Source organism: Nocardia sp. NBC_01329 (genome assembly GCF_035956715.1).
GTDB lineage: Bacteria > Actinomycetota > Actinomycetes > Mycobacteriales > Mycobacteriaceae > Nocardia.
In genome coordinates, this window is sequence record NZ_CP108381.1 from 3,248,943 (window position 1) to 3,274,738 (window position 25,796).

The following is a 25,796-nucleotide window of genomic DNA, read 5'->3' on the forward strand; positions in this document are numbered from 1 at the left end:
TCAAGCCCGGGGTCGGACCCGCGCCGGTGCCGGTTCGGCGGGCACCCGCCGACGGTAGGCGGCGGGACCCTCCGGGTCGGCGGTGCGGTTCGCCTCCGGGTCCCTCGGAGCGGAGATGATATTGCGTCGCCACCAGGTCGGGTTGCCGGCCGGCCGATGTGGTGCGCGCGGAACCTCGGCGCCGCGCCCTACCCCGATCAGCGCGAAGTGGCCCAGCGGCTCGGTGGTGATCCCGGCGACGGGATCGATGTCCTGGAAGTACTGGCGATGGGTACGCAGCGGGTCTGCGAATCGCGGCGCAGCCGGGAACTGCGCCTCGATCCGCTCTGCCCCGAAGGGTTCCGCGGCCGGATCCAAGCCCTGGCCGCGCCCAGCGACCCGCCCGAGCTGACCCGGAATATCCGATCCGAGCAAGGTCACCGGATCCTGGTGGTGTGCTGCCGCGTAGACCTCGGCGACGCGGAATTCGCTCGCGTGCTTCAGTGGCCCCATGCCGGGTGACCCCAGGGCGACCACCGACTGGACCACGGACACCGACCCGGTCGCATCGACGAATCTCCCCCCGTCCGCGGCGTATGCCGCTGTGGTGGAACCGTAGCTGTGAGCATAGAGCCGGTTCTTCGGTACCGGACATCCCCCGGGAAGTTCGCTCTGGAGTCGACGAGTCGCTTCGAAACCGCCCCACAGGTCACGGACCAGCAGTCGCCCGCCCTCGATCGCCGATCGCGGCGAGACAGTCCGCGTCATCATCGAGGCACCGCTGGGCGCGTCGTAGCCGAGCCATGCCATCGACAGGATCCCCAGTTTCGGGTCCAGTCGCGCCGTCGCGCTGTAGAGGTTCCACGAATAGTTCAACCGGCTGTTCAGGCGTTGCATCGTGGTGGTGATTCCGGGAATCTGCCACAGCGTTGTCTGGGCGGTATCGGCATTGCCGTAGCCGACCAGTGCGCGTCCGGACCCGCCGAACGCCCTGGCGTCATAGCCGATCACCTGAACGGGTGGCGCCGGTACCTCGGGTTCCATCGACCGGGCTTTGAGCTCCGCTTTCCCCAGGGCGTGGTGGGTATAGACCAGGTTGTGCAGGTACAGCCGTTCCCCGGGATCGAGCTGTGTGTTCATCCATTGCTCGAGATCGATGTCGGCGGGCACGGCGGCGCGGAAGGCCGCTAGTTCACGGGCGATCGAGAACCGGTTGGCCCGATCTCGGACCGCGAAGGGGATACCGTCGGCATTGCCCAACTCGGGAACTGTCCGGAGCACAGCTTCCTGCTGGTCGGTAGACAGCCGATGCCACCACGCGAAATTCGCTTCGGCCCGTTGCACGGCACGATCACGGACCTCGTCGTCGCTGTAGTCGCCGTGTGTCAGGTCTGCTGGCGAACCCAGCGAGTCCGCGTTGCCGAATGCGCTGCGCACCAGCGCTTCTTCCGCGGCTGTCGGCGATGGGATCTCGGGCAGTATCCCCGCGTATAGATGCCGAGGACGAGATGATACGGCGTCGTCACCGACGGTGACTCTCTTCTCGGTGTGTCCGCTCTCGGAGATCAGCGCAAAACTGGCCGCGATATCCTCCGAGGTCACCACATCGGGTACCCAATAGGACGGCCGAGACGGGTTCGACCGGCGCCGCTCCGGATCGGCCGGTGTGGCGAGCATCCGCTGCCATCGCCTCGGTTCGCGCACCGGGCGCCAGGCGGCGCGCGTGACTTCGGCGCCGCGACCGACGGTGATCAGACCGATATTGAGCAGCGATTCGGTCGGTTCCCGTGTCTGCACGTCGGCGAACGAATAGTAGCCCTGGTGCACATCGAACCGACTGCCGAAATCCGCGGAGAATTCGGCCCGGAACCGCACGGCGCCGCTTGCCGTGGGATCGGCCCCCTGCGTGGGGCCGGCCCACCGTTCGCTTGCTGGATCGGACCCCAGACCGGTGCCGAAGATGCGGCCGGTCCGGCCCGGCGTATCCGCGCCCAACCACCCGACGGGGTCTCGGCTCGAAACTCCGACATAGACCGCGACGCCGGCGCCGAACTCATCGGCGTGGCTCATCGGGCTGCCCGGTGAACCGGTCAGCAATACCTGATCGACCTCACTCGCGAGCCGCCCTTCCCGCCCTGCTTCGCAGACTGTGGTCGATCCATAACTGTGGCCGACCAGTGTGATCAGTCCCGGCGTCGGCGCGCCGGCCGGCAGGGTTGCTTGGAACTCCCGTGTCGCGTTGTATCCCGCGACGGATTGGGCAACCAGCTCCCCGCCATCCCTGGCATACACCGGATTCGGTGCGTCGATATAGCGCGTCGGGTGGAGGTAACCGATGTCGACGATGCTCGCCTGTTCGATATCGGGGCCCAAGCGGCGCGATACTTCGTACTGGTTACGGCCGAACTTCGCTTTGTACTCCAGCGATTTCAGGGTGGTGTCGAACCCGGCGATATGCCTGGTCACGAATTCCGCCGTATCGGCGTTCCCCATCGAGATCGAGACGGCGCCCTGGCCACCGAACTTCACCGGATTCAAGTTCAGCAGCTGCACCACCGGAGACCCGATCGTCTCGTTCGCGGAGTGTTCGATGGCCGCGAGATGGTCGCGTACCGATTCCAGGTTCTCCAGCTTCCGCGCTTCCCCGCGGGTGAGATCGCTACCGGCGCGCCGTCTCTCGTCGCGGCGGGCGAGCAGCTTTTCCAGGCCTTCCGCCAGCGCTTGCCGGTTCGCCACATCGCGGTCGGTGTACGGGACGCCGTCGGTATTGCCGATCACCTGCGGATGCGCCCGTATGATCGCTGATCGCTCCTCGGGCGTCAGGGAATGCCACCACGACGCATTGCGCCGGGTGTGGTGGCGGGTCGACCCGACAACATCCTCCCGATCGGGCGGGCGTACCAGCGACAGGACCTCGGCAAGCGGACCCAACTGGTCTTTCAGCTTGTTCACGGCGCTTTGCGCGAGCCTGCGCTCGGTATCGGTGAGCGGGGAGTATTCGGGTAGCGCCGGTCGTGATTCGGGCAGGCCGCCATCGCTGGTCGGTGTGCGCTGCGCGCTCGCAGGCTCGGCCGAATCGGACTCGGGAACAGTGTTGTTCGCCGAAATATCGCCGAATACAGTCAACGAGGACGAAGGAGTCCTGCTATCCGGATCGGCTGACATATACCGTTCGAGAACGGACTTACCGGACTCCGACCCGCGATCCACGCTGATCCACCGACCCCCGAATTCCGGACCTACTCGGCGACGCCCCAGTCGCTTCAGGCTTCCGAGCGACAAACGACCCCGCCGTGACTCCGTGACCACGATGTTCACCTGTTCGACGCGATACCCCGCCGCGACGGCCACCCCCAGATCACCGCGCGGATCCGCCAGTGTCACCGTGGTGACCGCACCGCTCAACTTTCCCTGCGCGCCAGCGGCACCGACGAGGGCCGCACCGGTGCCGTAGGCGAAAATATGGTTCACCGGTGTGGGAGCGCCACCGGTGCGCGAAGCGGCATACTCGCGGTACGCATCGAAGCCGACGATACCCGCGGCGAGCCGCCTACCGTGCTCCTGAACGTCGATCGCCGCTCTTCCGGGCACATGGTGGTGGTGCGAAATCACGGAGGCAACAGCGAGTCCGGGCTCCCGGCGGACGGTCGCCTCGTAGTGGTTCCGGGCAAAGACGACGTCGTCGACAAGGGACGGCGTAGCTCTGCGGGGCAGTACATGCCGAGAAATCGAGGTCGCGGTATCGACATCGCCGATGCTGATCTCTATCTCGCCGTCGCGGTAGGTCAGCAGCTGCACCGGTGGTGGTGCGACACCTGGGTACATCGCCTGCACCACCTGTTCGGCGCGCGCGAGTGCCTTACGCGCGTCGAGGATCCGGCGTAGCTGCGCCGGCTCGCCGGGCCCGAATTCCGGGTTGATCAACTGCCCACCCCCGAGCCGTTCGGGGCTGCGAGCGAGGAAGGAGGCGAGGTCGCGGTGGAGCCGCTGCCGGTTCGCTCCGTCTCGCACCGCACCCGGGATACCGGCGAGATTGCCGATCTCGTTGTGCACCCGGACCAGTGCCGAACAGCGTTCCGTATCCAGCGAATGCCACCATTCGGCAATGGCGGTCGCCTGCTCACGGACCCCGTGGGCACCCTCCGTGCCGACCTGAGCCGCACCGAACAGATCCGCTACGGTCGTCTCCGGGCCCAGCCCGCGCAGCGCGTCCTGCGCATATGCCCGCTCGATATCGGTAAGGATTTCGCCGGCGAGCGCGGTCGACGGTACCTGCCGAGCCGACCTGCCTACCGGTGCCGGGGCGGAGCCCCTACCTGCCGAAGCCGATGTCCCGGTGCCGAAGCGTTCGACCACCCACGGATTCGCTCGGCTGGGTTGAACGGCAACCGTCGGGTCGGCTGAATCTCGTGCCTGCTTCTCGTCGATGTCCAGAACGGCGGCGATTTCCGCTGGGCTCGGCGCCATTGCCCCACGCCCGGGTCGGGCGGCCGTCTCGTGGACGCTCGAAGCGGCGGCGGGCGGATCTTCCTCAGGAGAGACGGGGTCCGCGGATGAGAGATCGCTGGGGTCGTCGGGGGTGCCGGTGATGTTGTCGGCGTGCGGGCGCTCGCCCTGCCGCGTACGTGGTGGGGCCGCAGGTGGGTCCGGTGCTCGGAGAACGAGTTCGGTCAACGGTGCGAAGATCCCTGCCTCTCTGAGGGGCGGCGGAACGCGGTCCCAGGGATCGGCTGTCGCCGCCGCCTCGTCGACGTCGACGAACCCATAGCGCTCCCGGTACATCGTCTCGGCTTCCGTGCCCTCCATCACGCTCAGATAGATATCGACCTCGCCCAGGTAGTCGCGGACCCGAGCCATCAACCGGCCGCCGATACCGGTTCCGTGCCATTCGGGACTCACATACAGTGCGCCGAGATAGCCTGTGCCGTCGGCACGTCGTTCTGCCTGCGCGAATCCGGCGATTTCACCATCGGCCGTTCTGGCCAAGAACATTCCGGTATCGCCGCTCGTCAGGACCTCCCGCCAATGACCGAGCTTCCGTGGGCCGAAATCTTCCAGAAGATATCGTTCCAAGTTTTCCTCGGCGCCCCGCTGGCCGAAGTGCGCCTGCTGGGAGGCCCGAACGTGCGCTCGCGTGACGCCCGGCGCGTCTTCGGCCGAACCCGTAACGATCCGAACCTCGCTAGCCTCCTCCCGACTCCGTTGCGGCGCTCGCGATAGGTAATCGGGTGTAAACGCCGGATGCGAGGGCTGGTCGTTGCCTACGTTTTGTCCGACAGCCCCGTCTTCCGACATGTGATCGTTGTGCTGGGCGGCTTCTGCTTCGGTATTCGCGCGATGAGGGTTCCGAGGACCTCGCGGTGCGTCATCATCTTCGGCTGGCGGGCCTTGCAAATTGACCGGGTGTTCCGTATTCGCACGGGCGCGACTTCCATGGTCGCGCGCTAGAGGTGTGCCGTTCTTGTCGATGAAATAGGCGACGAAAACCTTATCGACATCTCGATATGTGGATTCCCACTTGTTTTTGCCGTCTTCATCTCCGTCGTAGCTGCGCACCCGGGGTATTTTATTATCGGGATCGGGGGCGGAAATCTTGAAGGACTGAGTTCTTCCATTTATTTCGAACGTCACCTCGACGGGTGAACGATCATCTTTGTCGAAATCGGGGATCAGCGTATCGAAGACCAGAATTTCACCCTCGATATTGGTGACTATGAAGACGTGTGACCTATCACCCTTCTGAACGGCAATGGCCGCGGTATCGATACCGTCCCTTCGCGTGCGGACATCATCGACGATGGCAGCGACGGCGGCATCTCCCTGGATCGAATACAGTCGGAATTCGGTGCCCAGTGTAGCTTCGAGGAGCATCCGGTTGTCCACAGCGACCCAGCCCGGGTCGGTATAATCAGGAGCGGGCGAGGTGCCGCCGCCGAACGCGCGGAAGATACGGTCGAGTTGAATGGCGCAGTTCTCGACCACGGCGGGTTCAGGGTAGTCGACTCCGGTAGAGAGCTCGAATATCCCTGCTCCAACGGCTGTCGCTCCGGATATCGCGGCGTTCGTCCAGCCGGTTGTTTCGAAATCGGTAATGGTCAGCCGATAACCGCCGAGCGCGCCGCCCCGGACCGCCGTCTCAGGCGGTCTATTGGTGCGAGCGGCGGCAGCAAGTACCGGGTTGAATTTCGAGGGCGGGCGACGTACCTGCGCCGCCTGTTCGTAGGCGTAGGCCATCGCCAGCAGCGAAGACTCCGAGAATGCGGTTCCGAACAGGCTCATAGCGTAGGGATGATTGTTGTCGGGGTCGTATCCGATCGGCACCGTGACCGCCGGATACCCGGCTATCGGGGCCCACGCACCCGAATTTTGCTGGGGGGCCAGCAAAGCATCCAGGTCGTGAGCGATGAGTGTGGAGTCGATCACGGCCCGGTAGGTCGGCATCTGATGATCACGCAGAGCCACGTACTCCGCGTATGTCTCAGGGGCACTCAGATCGATCGCCGCTGCCTTCGTGAACTGTTTCTGGCCGTGCGGGATCGGCCCTGCGTCGGCGTACTCGGTGTTGAACCGAATCAGTTCGTCGAGTGTCCGAATCGGCGCATCTTCCCGGTGCCGGGCGAGAAATCTCGCCAGTAGCAGATTGAATTCGTACCGGAAAGTGACGTCGCCTTTCAATTTGACGAGAGTGACCGGCATCGGCGCATCTGGCTGGTGCCGGGCGAGAAATCTCTCCAGTAGCAGATTTAATCCCTCCCGGAAAGTGACATCGTCATCAGGCTTGATGACAGTGACCGGCACGAGGGTTGCGCCCTGCGCCTGCAGCACGGTCTGGGCTTCGGCGAACAGGGCGAGCGCAGCGGTGGCCGACGACGCTCGATAGATTTCTTCGGTCCCGGTGATCACAACTCCTATGCGCTTGCCGCGTAGGGCTTCCGTGTTCAGCAGAACCGAATAGTCGATGCCGGTGACGGTGGCACTGGCTTCGGTCGCCGGATCTTCGGGGTCCACGCCGGCAATCACCGTCAGCAGGGCTGCCGCATCGGAGACCGTGCGCGCGAGAGGACCCGGGGTGTCCTGACCGGCCGTAAACGAAAGGACACCGGTGCTGCTCACCAAGCCGAACGTTGGCTTGACACCGACGGCGGAGTTGTGCGCCGACGGTTCGATAATGGATCCGCGCGTCTCGGCGCCCACAGCGATCGCTGCGAGCCCCGCCGCAACCGCGACAGCCGATCCGCTGCTCGAGCCGGATGCCTCTACCTGGGGAGCGTAGGGATTCACCACCTGTCCACCGAGCGCGCTGTAACCGTTCGGTGGCCACTCGGTCAGGAAGTTGCCGAATTCCGACAGATTCGTCTTTCCGAGGATCACCACCCCCGCCTCGCGTAGCCGGGTCACCAGGAACGCATCCCGAACAGCAAAGGAATTGCGAAGTGCCAGTGCACCTGCCGTCGTCGGCAAACCCTCGACATCGAAAACGTCTTTGAGAACTACCGATACACCGTGCATCGGACCGCGCACGCGGCCCTCGTGCCGCTCCGCGTCCAACCGTGCGGCGTCCCGCAACGCGTCCGGGTTGAGCGTCAAGATCGCGTTGAGCCGAGGTCCGGACCTGTCCAATGCCTCGATTCGACGTAGGTATTCCTCGACCAAGGCGACCGAAGTCGTCCGCCCGTCCTCCATCGCCTGCCGCTGCGCGGCCACGTCGGCAATTTCCAGGTCGAGAACGAACGAGCTCGGTTCGCCCGTCCGCCCAGGGACGGCGCCGGCCTGCTGGAAGTCCGTGAGATGGCGTGCCAGTCGCCGGAGCGCGCGAGTTGCCTCGGCCGCCAGATCACCGAATTTGCCCTTTCCGGTATACAGCGCGATCACCGCTGCCCCGATGCGGGCGCGGTCGGTCTCGTCGAGCGCGCCCAACGCGCGAGCCCAGTCAAGTCCGGTGGTGATTGCGAGGGGCGCGGCCCATGGACCCCGATTCCGCGCGACCTCGGTGCCGAAATCCGCGGCCCAATGGCCGATCACGCCCACTCGGATGGCGCCGAGGGTTGCGGTTTTGCCGTCCTTCAGGTGCTCGGATACTCGTGAGCGCGCCCGAGCGAGGATCGCGGCAACGGCCTTGTCAGCCGGAGCACCCTGGCCGAGCGCGGCTTCCACTACGGAGCGGATATCGCGGGCAAAGACTTCGGGGAACGCCGCTCCGAGCAGGTTGAACTCCGACAGCACCGCACCTGGGACGTGTTGTGCCGCGATTTCGCCCTTGCGGGAAAGTTCCACCAGCCCCCTGATTTCGAGCAGTATCGCGACGAGGACGTTATCGATCGGGGTGGGTACGGCGGGGTCGGGGCGCAGCCCGTCCCGCAGATAGGTGGCCGCGGATACATCGACCGAGACTGTGGCTATGGCACCCACCACCGGCGCGTGCCGCTGAATCGTCGCCGTCACCCGGCGGGAGTGCTGAGGTGACGCGATCACGATCACGGGCAACCGGCCGTCGGCGCCTGGGATCGCGCTGAGCGCCTCCTGGAAAAATTCGGCGTTCTGCTGGGTATTGCGGGCGTCGCGATCGACGATGATCCGGTCGGAGATATTCGGGTCGTGCCACAGGCCGTGCCGCTGCGCGTGCTGCTGGAACAGGACAGCCTCTTCCAGTGCGGAATTCGACCCCGGCGGGCGGTAACCCGAGAAGACGATCGGCAAATCCTGGTAATCAGGGTGGTCGGCCAGCCAGTTCGCGAGGAACGCCGCCGTGCCGGTATCGGGATTGCTGGGCACCAGAATGGCCCGGTACTGCGTATTCGGGTCGATCGCCCACTGTTCGTCGAACCGGAGGAAATTCCAGACTTTCCCCAAACCGGACAGTATCGGTGTCGCTTCGGCTCGTCGGTCCAGTTCGGCCAGCCACTCCTGTAGGCGTTGGCCGGTGGGATCCGCGGTGGCGAACGAGGGCGATCGCCACCCCTCCCCAGCCACCCCGGGCGCAGGCAGCGGCGCGGCCTTGCCGCGCCTCAACCGGCCCAGGAACGACACGATCTTCCCTCGTACTGGGCCGGGGATACGTCCCTCCGACGCCGATCGGGCGATGACTTCGGCCCGGTCGTGCGGTCCTGGAGAAGGCGCAGACGCCGACGGCGGGTCCGAACCCCGGCCCGCCGACGGGTCCGTACTGTTCCGGTCGCGGCCCTGCGCCGGACTACCCGAAGAATCCGGTACCGGATCATTCCCGTCTTCTGTTCGGTCGGGGCGAGCGCCGATGCTCCCCTCCGGCCCACGACCCGGCTGCGGCCCGCTACCGGGAACCAGCGGATCGCGCGGCCGACCGTCTGCCTCGAAAACAATGCCGTGCACACCACCGACACCTTCACCCGCCTCGCGAATCCAGACGTCGACGCCTTCCCCGCGGATCAAGCCACCCGAAGCATTATCGAAAACTACGACCTCACCAACCCGTAGACCGAGTTCACGGTGCCGGGCGACGTAATCCTCGGTGACCTTGAATACCGCGAACGCGTGCGCGCCTTTGCCCGGGAACTCCATCGCCCCCGCAACTGCACCACCGTGAAGCCACACATGACGAACCACCAGGGCCAGCCCCACAGAACCGCTACCGAACCGGTTGACGGCCCAATCCGCTCCGAGACCTTCCGCGAACTCGGCGGCGTCCATACCCTCCACGTCGATTCTTCCGTCGACCGCGGGTCGAATATCAGCCCCCGCCGCACCCAGGAAGTCCTTGACCTCTCCCTGCACCAAAGGACCACAGATCTTGCGACCAGTGGTCAGATGATCGACCAGATCCACCTCATGGCCGTCGATGCCGCCGTCGACTTCCGACGCCTCTCCACGCCTCCCGAACTCGACGGTCGACTCGACACTCCGCGGTACCGCGAGCGTCTTCGGCGGCACACCGCCCAGTTCCAGAACAGCTTGCCGAACTCTGGCCCTGATCTCATCGGTGCTCCACGGGTGCCCCTCGACAGCACGAACGACAGCAGTGACAGTGACCCCCAGAAGCACGGCCACCGATTTCAGTGACACCCGGGGCTCCCACTCTTCCGGTTGTATGTCCGCGAGCTCTACTATCGCCTGTTGGACCCGTTGCCGGCTTTGATCCGAAACCCCGGGTTGGTCGTTCAAGATCCGATAGACCGTATCGGGAACGACGCCGGCACGAAGAGCCACCGCTCGCAGAGAAGGAAGGCCAACTCGATCGTCGGTGTCGACCGCAAGTCGCTGCTCGCGCACCGCCTCTGCTACCGATCGCGCCGTAGTGCGCAGGATTTCTCCAGCTTGCAGGGGCGTTACGCCCAACTGCGCAGCGCTTTCGGCGGTCGTCATACCCGCTCCGAACCGCAGCAGCGCGGCATCCCGCATCCGAACCGGCAACACCTCTACCGCGCGCCACACCGATATAGCGGGCGCCTCGGACAGGACACGCCGGTCACCACGGTCCAGCGCGAAGTCGAACATTCGACGCTGAAAGTCTGGGAACTCCCGCCGCCACGGACCGACCTCGCCACTGTCCCGCGAAGAATCGGCGCTCCGCCCCCCGGACTCCCCGACATCGTGCGGAGAACCCGGCACCGCCACTTCACCACGCTGCGCAGCGTCAGCGATTTCCGCAAACCCGTTGGCACGTAGCAGATGTCGGGCAAAATGGCTGACCACAGCAAGATTCGAGGGAGGCAAGGTCGTCCACCAGAACGGGTTTCCGCGCAGATGGTCTCCGCCGCTAATCACATCGCCGACTACGAGATCACCCGCAACGATTCGGCTCCGGAACGAAACGTGCTTCGCGCGATATCTGGCCTCGACTGCATCCAGATCCGCAACTCCGAAGGCATCGAGGATCCGGCCGTCCGGCATGCGTATCGCGCCGTGCGTCTGGTGCCATTCCTCATCGGCGGCGTATTCGAACACCACGGTTTCCCAACCGGTCATGCTGTGCAACGCAGCTGCCAGATAGTGGCACATCTTATTACCAAGCAGCTCTTCAGCCTGCCAGTCCAGAGTGCCCGCTGTCAGGACGATCCGAGTGTGCCCGTGATAAGTCGGGTTTCCGACATCCATCACGATCGGACCGGTGAAATCGGCTTGCATCGCTCGCCGCCGACGATCGGTCGGTTCATCCCGGTCTTCGGACAGTGGGTCGGCTGCCGGAACGGGCAGCGGACCAACGTCGGCGGCCATCACCGCATCGGCCTCGGCCACGATCGCCGCGACCTCCTGATGCGCCCGTGCGTACTCTTGGGCGAGCGATTTTAACTCGGCCAACTGTGACAGTGTCGATTCCACCTCGCCGGCCGATCCGGCCCGCAACTCCGCGAGCAAGTCCTCGACCTGTTCCGGGCTACCGATCTCGTCCCCCGAATGCCGTTTCAGGCCATCGACCATAGTCTTCACCGCGTCCCGAATCACCTGTTCCTCGCTCACCGCCTCCCGATAGCGCGAGGCCAGGTAATCCAGCTTCTGCAAGGACTCTTCAGCCAACTGGTGTTTTGCGTAGCCGCCACGGAACAGGAACCCGCGAACTATTCCTACATCGCCCCGATTCGGCGCTTCGAACTTCGCGGTGGAATCGCCGAGGACGCCCACCGTACGGATTCGGCCCTCATCTTTGACCAATACATAGCTTCTACGGTGGTCTCCGGACTCGTCACAAACGACCATCACCGCATCGCCATACACGGATTCCAGAGTCTCGAGCATATCGGCATGACCTTGGAACTCCTGCGGCTTCACGCCGAGCGCCGCAGCGATCTCGAAAACCGCCGCACCACTGCCACTCACATTATGAGTGATCGGTCGAATATAAGGGGTTCCGGTGACCGCCGCGGCAGTTGCCACGGCCGCAGGCCCTTCGAAATCGCGCATCGCCAAGGCAGGCAATACCTTCGACCGGTCCGTCAGCCAATCCAGCGAGCGACCGATACGAGCAATCTTCTCTACTTCTACCGATATCCGATCGGACAGATCGTATATCCGCTTCGGCAGGTTCTCCGGCAGGTTCTCCGGATCGAAATTGTGAGCCGCCGCATCCTCGGTCAGTCTGGATAGAAGAGATTCCAGCACGAGCTCGGCCCGCACTCGTTCACCGTGCAGCGCATGAAAGCGCCCCGATTCTTCGTACACCTCCCGATACCAGTGCAGGGACGCCTCCAGCAACCCCATCGACATACCCCGCGACGGATCGGTGTAGTTGTCATCGTTTGCCTGTAGCTCTCGAACCGCGGTTTCCATCGATGTCGGGTCACGGCGGTCCACCGTGACACCCATACGCCGAGCCCGATAGAGCACGTCCTCGAGTGCTCGTCCCATGGCCATGTCTCGCGCGTAGAGTTCACCGAACTCCATGACCCGCTGCGAAACCGGCCCGAACACCGGCAGACCACCCACCGCACGATCCGCGGCCGCATCTGCCGACTCGTCTTCGCCGGGCCCGAGCTCGGCCGGGGGCGCCTGCCAGTCGAAGATCTCGGCAGGGCCGGGGACGTCTGTGGTTCCGTCCCGAACCCGGGAACGCGCCTCCGGGTCGAGTCCGTGGTCGGCCGCTCGCATCGGCGCCGCCGGGCGGCGGGATCCCAGGCCCGGAACTTGTCGACGGCCCGCAAGAGGGACGGTGGTCCGCTGATCGGATGTGTCGAGCCGCCCCAGGATGGTGGCGTGCCATTCGGAATGCCCGAGTTCGGCGAATTCCGTTTCCATAGCTTGGACCCGGCGGCGAACCTCGTCCACCTCCCCTGGTGCGAAGTCCTGCGGCAGCAGCCGCGCCGCTTCGGCGAGTTCCCGTTCGAATTGCCGCTGCCAGTCGTCGTCTTCCTGCGCGATCGCGGTTTCGGCCAATGGACCGACCTTGCCCTTTTTCAGGGCCTTGGCGATATTTGCCGCCAGCTTTTTCTCACTGCGCGCTTCCGAACCGGCGAAAGCCGCCGAAATCAGCGAACCAGAATCGTTTGTAAGGTTCTCGGGCTCGGCGATCACGAAGCCACCACGGCCGTCGGAGGCCATCCGAACCTCGATCCGCACACCGCCGACCTCGATCATCTTCGACGTCGTGGCGGGCGGGGCGTCTCCGCTCGGCCGGTGCCGGAAAGCCTCGACTTTCTCAGTGGTCATTTCGAGGATGACCGCGCGCGCGCCGAGCGGGTCGACGTCGGAATCAGCGGAGATCCGGGTAGTGAGTTCCGCGAATGTGGTCGAGGAGTCGAAGCCGCCCAGTGGCCGCAGCCAGGTATCGAACCCGATTGGACCGACCAGCAGGTTCCGGCGACGGTAGGTGAGGTAGGCACCCAACAGTCGGGCACCGATTTCAGTATTGTCCGGCTCTCGAGACAGCACCCGGTGGGTTGCCTCGACTCGGTCCTGAGCTATCGGTCGGACTGTGATCGCTTCGATCTGGTACTGCGAAGTATCGGCGAAATCGGGCCTTCCGGCGGCAAACTCTCGCAGCGCCCGTTCATGGCGGCCGCTCATGGCGACGACCACCAGAACTCCCGGGCCGCCATCAGCGGCTGGGATGTGGTTGATATGCGGCCCGAGCCAGGTGCCGCGTGGCGCATTCTGATTGTTGTGATACCGCTGCGACACCTCGTCGTCGAGCACTCGCATCGCTTGGTCGAGCTCGGCTACCACCGCGGTGAGCCGGGCAATGTCAGCGGCCCGGTCTGCGATCGTGGTGCGCCGTTCGGCCGCCTCGTGGAACCGTACGACCAACGGTCGCATCGGATCGTCGAGGGCCAGTTCAGTCGGGTCGCCGAAGAGATCGAGCGGCAAGTCGGCGAGCGTAGCCTGGTCCGCTTCCAGCGCCTCGGCCAACGCGACCCAATCGGAGTCGACCTCTCGCCGCAAATCGGACACGATTGCCGAATCCAGAGGCAGAGAAGAATCTTTCGGCACCAAACGGCCGTAGATCTCGTCGCGCTTGTCGTGCAGGATCCGAATCTGCCGACGGATCGGGTCGATGTCCAGGACGGCCGGTGGCGGCAACGCCTGATCGCCTTGCAGATCATGTAGTTGCGCCGCGGTGTCGGCCGGCCGGGCAAGTTCGGCCTGCTGCTCCCCCGGCCCGAGCGGGCCGTGGTCGTCCGACCTTCCTGCATCATCCATGTCGATGGACGGCTGGTGGCTCGCTTGTGCCGAGTGGCCTTCGCCGGAAGACGCCGGTCGCTCGACCCTCGCTGTAGCACCGATCGCATCGGACGAACGCAGGATCTCGACCCCGTTCTGGGCAGTATCGAGCATTCGGTAAGTGACGATGATGTCCTTGCCGACCCCTGACACCCACAACTGATAACCGACCGAATCCGCCCCCGCGAGGGAAAGCACGCCGCCCCGACCGTGGGTCCCCTCCACCCGGTCGGCACCCAACTCGTCCGGCCCGGCCTCCGCATCGGCAAGCAGCAGTGCATCCAAATCGATCGAATCACTGAATTCGAGCGACGCCGCAGGATCGTAATCCGCCAAAGGCGAACCAACAGCGGCATCTTCCTCGGAGACACCGACGTCAGAAACACTGCCCTCAGGGATTTTCCACGTCGGCACCCCGCGAGAACTATCCGATATCTTCGCCACCAATTCGGAGCCACGAAGCCACACACGTACCCGCCCGCCACCCTCAGGCGCATATATGGCGATGTTGCCGAACAACTCCGACACAGCCAGCCGAATATCATCTGCCTGGCCCTCCGACCAGCCCTTCTCCCGAAGCAAGTCGTAAAGCGCAGTACGAACAGGGCGCACCGCGGCGGCGACCGCGCCCCGCGCCGCCGAAACATCCAGAACCAGCTCCCCCTCGACCTCCGACGGCCCATCGGACACACCAGCCGCCGCGAGAGTGAACCGCCGAACCCGAGTTCCGTCCTGGCGAAGCTCCAACCCCCACGAACGAGCCTTCTCATCCAACAACTCGAGAGCCCGGCCGGTATCGGTCGGAATCACCACACCCGTCTCACCCTCCGGCTTATCCCGCCCCGGAGCGATCCGGCTCTGATCGACAACCTCGACTACCGCCCACGACCCATCCCCCTCCCCGCCGAAGGTGGTACGCACCGACGCAGCGCCCTCAGCCGTAGAGAGAAGAGCCTCGGCCATCTCCCCCGCCGCTTCAGCATGCGACTCGAGCACCGTTCCCGTGAGCGAAGCGCGAACCGCGTCGACCGCACGATAAACGACCGCCCCAGGCGGCTCGTTCTCGCCCGCTCGCGGTGAGATACTTCGCCACAGCTTCCGGTAGGTCTCCCCGAACTCCACATGACCGATGAAGTAGGCATCCCCGACATCGACAGAACGTGTCTCTGGATCGTAAATCGCGGCGAATACGACATCAGGAGCACCGAACTGGTCCTCACCCCACGGCGCACGCGTAACCACCCACCGCCCCGTCGGATTGGGGAAGGCTCGCACTATCCCTTTGGCCCGATACCGGTCACCGTCCAACAACTCATACCGGGTGTCGAACTTCTCCCGGGTGATAACGGTTTCCTCCCCCCCGGGATTACGCACGATCATCTGACCCGCACGCGCGGTATTGGGCGTCTCGAACCTGCCATTCGCCAGAATGGTCCTGACACGCTCGCCCTCGGATGCCACCCGCGCCGTCACAGTCGCGAACTTCCGGCACACGAGAGCCGACTCGAACGCCGCCGCCATCTCCGAACTGTTCAGCTCCACCCGCAGATAGGCGACCTCGACCAGAGCACGATAAGCCGCGACAACATCGTGCGGTATCTCCTGCTGAGCAGGTCCACGCCTGTCGGGATCCTCGATCAAACCCATTGTCTCTTGCAAAATCGCTCGGAGAACATCTTCCGGACTCGAGATCTCCACACGACCTTCAGGATCGAACGCCCATACCGGATCCCGACGCAAGAACTCCAGAACCGTACCCAGATCAGCGGCGACCTCTCCGATACCGACACCACGATCTGCCAGTTCCTCCACCCAATCATCGAAACCCTCGGTAACCAACTCCGGCGGTATACGGAGCGCAGCAGACTCGGCAGGCAGCGACTCGGTATCGGTGGGACTCTTCGACGCCTGCGTCTGTGCGTATTCGAGTAGTGTCTGCTGCCGCTCGGTGGCGGCTCGCACCGTCTCCGGGGAGTGGGTGATATCCATTGCCAGCACCTCGCTGGGGAAGGCCTGGATCATTGCTGCCCGCTCGTTCGGGGTCAGCGCGGAGTTCCACCATGCGGTGAGGTCGGTGCCGGGCGGACGTAGGGCCGGTGTGGTGAGCCATTCAGGGGTCGCTTCCGCACCGAGCGCGGCCATCGCATTCGCCCAGAGCAGACGTTGGTCGATGAGAAACGCCTCGACCGACACATCCGTTCCGACCAGCCGGCGGACCGCCGCTGCCAAGTTGGTCTCTTCCGTACGGAAGATCAGATCCAAGATGATCTCGCCGGTCTCGGCGGAGATCCCGTCCTGCGCGATGGAGGGGTCGATATGTCGCGCGAATACTATCTGTGCAAGTACGTCGCTGAGCAGATACGCCCAATACTGGCCCAAGTAGGTACCGAACTCGCCCGACTGGGCGAACAGGTGTCGGAACCATTGCGAAGGATAGGGATTACCGAACTCACGGAAGTAAAGGCCGTATTCGGCGAGCGCATTGGTCTCGAACTGTTTCACGACGTCGGGGGCATTCGAGACCACGGCGACCTTCGGGACCTGTTCGGGAGTAAGCGTAGTCCATGCCAGATCGATTGCGGGACCGATTGCCCTGACGACAGTGGGGGTGCCCCGGTATGCCTTCTGCGACTCCTCCAGCTTTGCCAGTTCTCCCGGCGGCATCGGTTCACCGGTCTCGTGATGCATCGCATACCGGGCCAGTACATCCGGGTGCTTCCAAAGCTTCGCGAACACGTTCGCCACGAACTCGAGCCAACCCAACACCACATGACGATCGGCCGGCTCATAGGTGCCTTCGCTCAACAGAAAATGGAAGGCATGCCCGAACTCGTGGAACAGGGTTTCCACCTCGTACGGAGACAGCAACGTGGACTTGCCGTCCGGCGGCTTCTCGACGTTGATGTGCACAGCGATCAGTGGAAGCTGCCCGTCCGGGGTGTATTTGGTCCGGAGTAGATCGGTCCACGCACCGCCGTTCTTACCCTCCCGCGCATAGGGATCGAAATAGAAATGGTTGAGCGGGGTGCCGTGTTTGTCTTTGATCGCGAATACCCGGACGTCCTCGTGCCAGACCGGCGGTTTGTTACCTGCGCCCATTTCTTCGATGGTCAGCCCGAACAGGTCTTTCGCGACACTGAACACGCCATCCACGAGTATTCGATCGAGCTCGAAATGCTCACGTATACGCTGAATATCGACTCCGACCGTTTGCTCGATCAAAGTGTCGAGGGCCCGCTGCCGGTTGTGCGGCTCGATCTCGTCTTCTCCGATAGCCGCGGCGAGCATCGGAAGCTGGATCCTGACGGCATGAGCAGCCGGCGATGCGATATCGGCGAGAATCTTGGTGATGGTGTCCACCGAATCGAAGATCCCGCCCGACATAATCAAATCGGCGTGGTGCTCGTAGCCGGTCATCCGGGCACGCCGAGCAAATTTCAGCACCTGATCGAGCACATTCAGCGAATTGTCTTGTTCACCAACGACGGCCATCATCGCAGTCATCTCGTAGAGCTCCCGGCTCGTTTCGGGATGCTTCAGCTGCTGCCACGGAGGCCAGATCGAACTGATCTGATCAGGTTTGGGCGCGACATAGCCCCCGGCGGCGCCGGCACGCGCCCCGGCGCTGTTGATCTGGTCAGCAGTCAGCCCTGTCAGCTTCCCGGGATCGTCCACCCGGAAATAGAAACCCTCGAGCGCGTTCTCCTGATTGTCCTTGTATGTGGTCTGCCGATCCGCCACGTCGGCATTGATCGCGGCGAGGATGCGCCTGTCCTGATCAGAGGCCAGGTAGGCGCCCGCGTGGGCGAAGGCCCGGTACTTCCGCTCCAGGTACGCACGGCCTCGCTCGTCCAACGGCAGGTCACCGCAATGTTCATGGAGGTGGGCGAAGATCGCGGCCAGGCCAGGGTCGGTGAGAACCCGGCTCGTATGCGCCGCCTTCAGCTCGGCGATCCTGGGCTCCAGTCGCGCGGTGGCGGCGTCCCGATCCACCGTGGCCTTCTGACTGAACAGCCGCTTCACCTGATCCAGCGGCCGCCCCGATTCGATGAACGGCCGCAAGGCGTTCTCGACGGTCCAGGGGCCAGGACCGGCGACAATGGCTTTGATAGCGTCCAGCTGCACGCCCATCGCATATTCGAATACGGGCAGGAAATGCTCTGCTTCCATCCGATCGAAAGCCGGGGTCGTCGTGGGATTCAGTACTTCCGCGTACACCGGGTTCGTCGCAGGGTCGAGCCCCTCGATCGCGTCAGGAGCACCATCTGCGTGACCGTGGCCGTCGCTGCTGGAACGAGCCGCGCCCCCGCCGTCCGCGTGGACCGTGCCGAGACCCCGGAACTGTTCCCGCTGTTGATGTCTCAGGCTCTTCCAGTCGTCCGGCACGAGTCCATCTATGTCGGTTGTGGTCGGGACGACTCCACCGTCGGACAGCGACGGCCGACTACGGCTGAGTTCGGATCGGGTGGCTGCCGCAGGAAGCTGTTCGGGAGCCCGGGACGGGGGCTCGTGACCCGCGGGTGTCTGTGCCGAGTGGCCTTCGTCGGAAGGGGCGGGCGAGGACGGGGTCGGGTCGGTGTTCTCGGCAGTAGTTTCCCGGGGGCTGGCCTTCATCCGGTCCGAACTGTTCAGCTCCACCCGCAGATAGGCGACCTCGACCAGAGCACGATAAGCCGCGACAACATCGTGCGGTATCTCCTGCTGAGCAGGTCCACGCCTATCGGGATCCTCGATCAAACCCATTGTCTCTTGCAAAATCGCTCGGAGAACATCTTCCGGACTCGAGATCTCCACACGACCTTCAGGATCGAACGCCCATACCGGATCCCGACGCAAGAACTCCAGAACCGTACCCAGATCAGCGGCGACCTCTCCGATACCGACACCACGATCTGCCAGTTCCTCCACCCAATCACCGAAACCCTCGGTAACCAACTCCGGCGGTACACGATCACGAATGAAATCGGCCGGCGCGGTGAGGTCGGACAACTGTTGCAGTGCGACGAAATTTCGGGCAGCCTCCGCGACGGCGACGAACCGCGGTTCCCCGGCCAGCTCACCGAGTCGGTGCAGCGGATCGCCGGTGATGTCCGCGCCCAGGTCGAGGCTATCGTCGCTACCGACAGCTATCAGGTCGTAGAGGCTGTCTATCAAGTCCGACTCGCGTTGTGCGTCCGCGACGCTCTGCCATGTCGAGTCCTCGATATGTGTGCCGGCCGCCTCCGCCGATATCTGAGCGTCGGCAGCATATGTGCTGTAGGTCGCTACCCAGTCGAGCAGCCGAGCCGCCCAGTCCGGCTGTCGCGCCGCTTCGGCCAGCACAGGCAACCTGTCCTCGCCCTGCACAGCGAGTTCCTCGTCCAGCCGTTGCACGGCCGCCACCGCCGACTCCCGGGTGGGAATGCGGGATGGGTCCACGCCGAGCGCTTCGACCAACTGCTGCCAGGCCTGGTCCAGATGTGCGGTCACTTCCCGCGACGGCAGCCCGCGTTCGGTGGCCGGCGCATCCCGACGCTCCTCCGGCTGCTGTCGCTCCTGCTCGGCATCCGAGACCGATCCTGGCGTCTCCGACCGGTCGCCGTGAGCGAGCAGGGCTTCGGCTTCGGCGACGAGCGCATCGCGCTGTTCGGCAACCTCGAGGTAGTGCCGCGCGGCTACCTCGAGTTCGTCGACCCGCTGCTGCTGTGTCCGGTTCGCTGGATCCTCGCGCAGTTCGGCGATCAGCTCATCGATGTGGGCCGCCGATCGCAGTCGCCTGATCGGATCGACCACCAGTGCCGAGGCCGCCGCTTCGACCGACTCGGCCCGCTCCCGCAGGGTGCGATGCAGTTCGGCGACCCGCCCGGCCAGCTCTTCCAGCTGCGCCCGTTCGGTGTCCGAGAGCGGGTCGACCTGGTGCCCACGGGCGTCGAAAACGATCGCTTCGGTCGATGTGCGCACCGGCCATAGCCGTCGCGGCGGGAAGTCGTAGACGAGCGAGCCGTTCCCCTCGACCACCATGAGGTGGTTCTCGACATTGACCACCACATAGGTGTGGGTCTCCTCGACACCGGAGTCCCCGGCATAGGTGTCGGTCACCACCATCATCGCGCCGGACTTCAGCCCGCGCAGCACCCGTGCCACGTCCTTGTGGTCGCGGAATTCCTGCGGCCGGGCACCCAACGCAGCGGCCACCTCGAACGCCGGGATCTCGACATCGCCGGGAACCCGGACCGGGACCCGGACCACTGCGGCAGCAGCAGCGAGTCCCTCGACCGTTCCGTCGGCGAACCCGGCGGCCACCAAGAGGGCGGCGAGAACATCGGAGGATGCCGGCAGTGCGTTCGCCTCGGCGCCCGCCCGCGCCGCCAGTGCCCTGGCCAGCTTCCGATCCTGAGATCTCAGCGCCGCCTCTGCCCGTGCCACGGAATCCCACCGCGATATCCACTCGGCCTGCCATTCCCGCCGCTGCACATTTCTGTGGACTGTTTCCGGATCGACACCGGATCGGCGGACAACGGCCCCGAATTCGGCTCGGCGGCGGCGGAGAGCCAGCACGTCCTGAAGACGCCGGCTGTTCATGGCGCGCAAATCGCGCAGCTCGTCGGTAAGTCGATGCCAGCGCCGCACGGCGACGTCGAGTCCGTCGATCAGTCCGGCAAGCTGCAGGTCCATCGAATCCGCGTTGGTACGCAGCAGTTCCCGATAAGTTTGCCGCCATCGAGACGGGTGCAACTGGTTCGGGGCCAGATCGAGCTGCGCGGCGATTGCCAGTATCTCGGCATGCGCATCCTGCTGTTCCCGCGTAGCGATATCGAGGGCGAGGAACTGTTGGAACCGGTATTCCTGCGGGTCGCTCGTCGAGTGCGGTGCAAGCTGCTCACCGCCGTCGATACTCGCCTCGAAACCGCTGCGGCCGGGGGGCACCTGGTCGGTGCCGGTCATGTTGTGGTTCTCGCGGACCCGCGCCTCGATCGGATCCACCGGCCGACCGGCCGAGTTGTAGCGCACGGCATAGACGCGGGTGGAATCGGCCCGGCCGCCGCGCGAGGGTGAGGGCGCGTCGGCGACGATGCCGAGCGCGGCCACCTCCCCGAGATGACGAACGATCTTGACGACCGTTCCCTGGCGGTTGGTCAGCACGTAGCGTGCGACAGCACCGTTCGACTGCTTCTCGACCACCAGCGCCGATTCGCCGACGCCCAGTTGATCGGCCAAGGCCTTCAGCCCCGGTTCGAACAATAACCGGCCGCGCGCGCGGGCCTGCAACTCGGTATCGGACAGCTCGGTGATCGGGACCGCGACAGCATCGACCGCGTCCTCCCCGTACAGATCGACCAGGGTCTGCAGCGCCCCCACGCCGTCAGCGATCTCCCAGAAGCTCTCATCGGAGAGCCTGTGCGACGGTATGCCGGGTGCGCCCAGCACCAGTTCCACATCCTGCGCGGCCGCACGCAACCGGATTGCCGCGGGCTGCGTCACCCACCCGCTGGCGCGCAGCTCGCGCAACAACCGCTGTCGTGTCTCCCGGGTCGAGCGGGCGTCGTCCAACTCCTCCGCGGTACCCGCGCGCTCGCTGTCCTCCATGGCGTGCAGTAATTCGGCCGCGCGTTCCTGGATCTGCGGCATCGTCTGCACGGTGACCGGTATATCGATACCGACCGCTGCCGCGCTCTCCGCGATCCCGGCCAGCCATTCGGCTCGATCCAGCAGCGCAGTGGAGAGCCGGCCGTTCGCCTCGGTCAGCGTTCGTAATGCCTCATCCGCGCGGCCGTACTCCTCGACCGCGGCAAGCCGGCGGTCGTCCCCCGCCAACTCCAGCCCATGCAACACCACGGCCACTGGCGAATCCGGTGGCAAACCGAGGTGTTCGGCAGCTCTATCGAATTCGGTCCGCCACCGTTTTCGTTCCGTCCGCAGGATATGCTGCGTGCGCGTCGCCCTTGCCAGGCGCATCGCCTCGTCGTCCGGGCGGGCACCATCACCCGTCCACGGAACCCCTGCACCCAGATCCGACACCCCGACACGGAAGTCACGGCGACTGGTCCGCACCACACCATCCGCGTCCGCGACTTCTACCCGATTTCCAGCGTTGTCGAAGAAGCCCCCGAACACCTTCTGCCCGGACGATTCCCGCGACGGCACGAAATGCGGCCGGAATACCCCCTTACCCCAATCGCGCTTCTCGACCCGTACTGTCCCGTCCTTATCCACCCTGCGGACCAGCGCGTACATGTGGCCGAGGGCTCCACGCCCACTGCCCGGAAGCGTCGGCTCGAGCACCATGAGCACCATGTCCCGACCACTGCGCGGGTCCGGGTTCTCCGGGTCGATCCGCACACCCTCTGCCTCCAACAGGGCGTCGCGCCGTGCCCCTTCCTCCAGCAACAGGTCGACGGCCTGATCGATATCCGTGAACTCCTGCTTGGGCCCGCCGAATATATTCTCGATGAAACGGCTCGACGTACCACTCAGCCCGGCAGTGAATCCGTCGAGACCCGCCCTGCCCGTCATAGCACCGAAATCCCGCAGTGTCAGAGGCGCGCACTGATTGTACTGATGCGGCCACGGCGTCTTCGGGCGCCGATATTTCCCGACTGCATCGGCGACGAAAGGCGCGAGACCACGCAGATTACCGAACCACCGAAGCAGCACATTTCGGCTCTCCATCACCCGATCCCGGCTGGCTCGGAGCCATAGCTCCCGGTCCGCAAAAGTTCGCGCGTACGCCGCGATGTCGAGTCGATGCGACTGCATATACACCAACCGATTCGGATCGGTCAATGGCAACGACGGATCCAGCGCTCCGGCCACACCGCCCTCCGCCAACGCTTCCGTTTGTCGAAGCCCCGTTGCCGGGTCGGCATCGTAACTTTTCGGGTCCCCGGGATCGTCGAAGGCATAGCGGGGAATCCCCCGCAACCAGTCGAGGAGCGACTTCCCCGCAAATAGCCCGTGGCTGTAATAGTAATAGAAGGCCGCTTTCAGCTCCGACAACATGCTCGAGTCGGGGTGATTTATCCCGTGGTATAGGTCCACCAAATGAATGAATTCGTGTCGAAGGAAATGGGAGACCAAATCCCCCGCCGACCATGCCCAGTAGGAACTCGCTTGAAGCCGCCGTCGTTCTTTCGCGAACAACTTCGGATCGGTCACCACCCGCCGATCGATTTCGATAGTCGCGTAGAAATTTGTTCCACTCCCGACGAAAACCGTCCCCCAGCCTCTCCTCTCCGCATAGCTTTTGAAGCCTTCTCTGCCAGTGCTAAGTTTGTCAGTTTCGTTGAAATGAATTTCACGAACGAAATGCACTTCACGAAGGTTGTGCCTGCCACGGAATTCCGCAATCAGGTCACGCAGAGTATTGATAGCAGAAACCAAGCTGTCCAGGCGGACATCCTTGCCCTCCCATCCATACATCCGGACATGGTGATCGACATACAGTTTCTCGACGTGGCGTTGTTTGGCAGCGAAATCCCGCTGCTCCTGGTCGATCGACTCGACCGCTTGGCTTTCTACCGGACCTCGCGCCGGGGTGTTCGCCACACGCGACTCTTCGAAATGCGCCGATACTTCCCCGTGCGATGCCACCTCCGATCTGGTCGCGGCCTTCAGCGACCGGTAGACCTCCGCACCTACCGCGGCAGCACTGTGCAGTGAGAAACGCGGCAACCAGCTATTGAATAGTTTGTGGTCCACCGGCCCCAGTGGACGGTATTGATCGCATTCGATGGATACATCCAGCGACCGAACATCGGCATCCTCCCAAAGTTGCACCTCCAATCGGACCATTGGAGATCGTGTCAAGTCGCGAAGGGTGATGTCTTCAGACGGGCTTCCTGGACGACCACCCATGCAAGTCGAGTCGCGCCAGGCTGTATGTTCAAACCACTGCTCCACTTGCGCGGTTTCAGGGCAGTTCGCCACGAAACGCAGCACATCGAGTGCGGCGCTACGCACCACCTTCATCGCTGCCTCGATCTGGCCCTCGTCACTCCAACCCCACTCCCGCAGCCTTTCCCCCAACTCCTTCGCGACCGCTTCCACCACCGGCCCTTCACCCGCAGTGAACGACACGGTCACGTGCCGCTGATCCGCCGACAAACTCCGGAACTCCTGCACAGCGCTGGATTCATCGGGATCCACCGTGGAAACACGGCTTCTCACCACAGCCTCGTGCGCATCGATCTGCTCGGAAATCCATCTCCTCACCCTGTCCATCTCGGTCCAGGTGTTCGGGTTCGACTGCAGTGACTCCAGATCGGCACCCACCGCAATAGGGGAATCCCGCAACTCCGGCGGCACGGACTGCCGACGCTTCACCGCCTCCGCGTATTCCAGCAAAAGAAGATGACGCCACGGAGTCGCAGCACTCGACACCACACCCAGCTCCTCGAACCGAGCAACCATGCCAGCGACCTCGCGATACCGAAAAGTCGCCGCCCGCAAATCCGTATCGTTGCGGTCGACGTCGACCACACCCTGCTCCTGCAAACGCCGCCGAGAGTCGTCCAGCTCCGCCGCGAACTCACCCGACTTCAAAACCTCCAGGTCGGCATCCGACCTCGCCGCCACCGCCGCCAACTCAGCCGCCAGCTCGGCCCGTTCCGAAAGCAACTCTTCGTAAACCGGCTGATACTCCGCCGGAACCACGGCCTGCTCAACGGATTCCCCGGACAACGCGGCAGTCACCTGTCCCGGCGAGATCGCCCCATCACCCGTCCACGGAACCCCTGCACCCGGATCCGACACACCGACACGGAAGTCACGGCGACTGATCCGCACCACACCATCCGCGTCCGCGACCTCCACCCGCCCGCCATCGCTGTCGAGGAAAATACCGAACACCTGCTGCCCGAACGATTCCCGCGACGGCACAAAATTCGGCCGGAACACCCCCTTACCCGAGTCGCGCACCTCGACCCGCACTCTTCCATCCGCATCCACCCTGCGAACCAACCAGAACGTATGACCGATATCCCCGTGCCCACCATCGTGCCCACTGTGGGTCGGGTCGAACACCAACAAACCCATATCCCGACCACTACCCGGGTCCTCCGCGTCGCGCCGCGCACCCTCTTCCAACAACCGAGAGGCAGCCCCACCGATATCGGTGAACGCTTGCTTACGCCCGCCCATCACCTCTTCGATACGACTGACCAGCATCCCCTCGAGACCCGCAGTGAACCCATCGAGACCCGGCCTGCCCGTCACATCACCGATGTCCCGCAACGTAAGAGGCCCACACTGATTGTCCTGATGCGGCCACGGCACAGCCGGACGCCGATACTCGCCCTCGCCCTCGGCAACAGGCGCAGAACCACGCAGATTCTCGACCCACCGAGCCAGCACACCCCGAACCCCGAGAGCAGCACGCACCTGAGCCCGATTGACTCGATGTGCATGGGTCCAGTCCGCCATCGTTCTCGCGAACTCTGCGCCGTCGAGTCGATGCGACAAGGCATACAACAGCCGCTCTGGAGCGGTCAACGGCAGCGACGGGTCCAGCGCTCCGCCGACGCTACCTTCTGGCAGCGCTTCGCTGTCCTTCCAGCCTTTCCTCGGGTCTTTGTCGACGAAGGCATAGAGTGGACGAAGTTTCCGTTTCCAGAGGTCGAGTCCGTATTTCCACCACATGAACCGGCCACCGGTCAACCGGCGACTGCGAAGAACACCGAAGGCCTCGTCCACCCCTGTGCGATAGCGGAAGGACG

The 25,796-nt window shown here is 64.3% G+C and carries 1 protein-coding gene (only partly in view); it reads right to left on the bottom strand.

All coding sequences use genetic code 11. The features are described 5' to 3' along the window. A protein-coding gene (locus tag OG405_RS14810) for a GNAT family N-acetyltransferase (protein WP_327147084.1) crosses the window boundary here: on the bottom strand, positions 1 to 25,796 show its 3' portion. The gene runs 19,321 nt beyond the window's last position; the window shows 25,796 of its 45,117 coding nt (coding positions 19,322-45,117); the start codon falls outside the window, past its right edge — the gene reads right to left on this strand; the stop codon is at positions 1 to 3.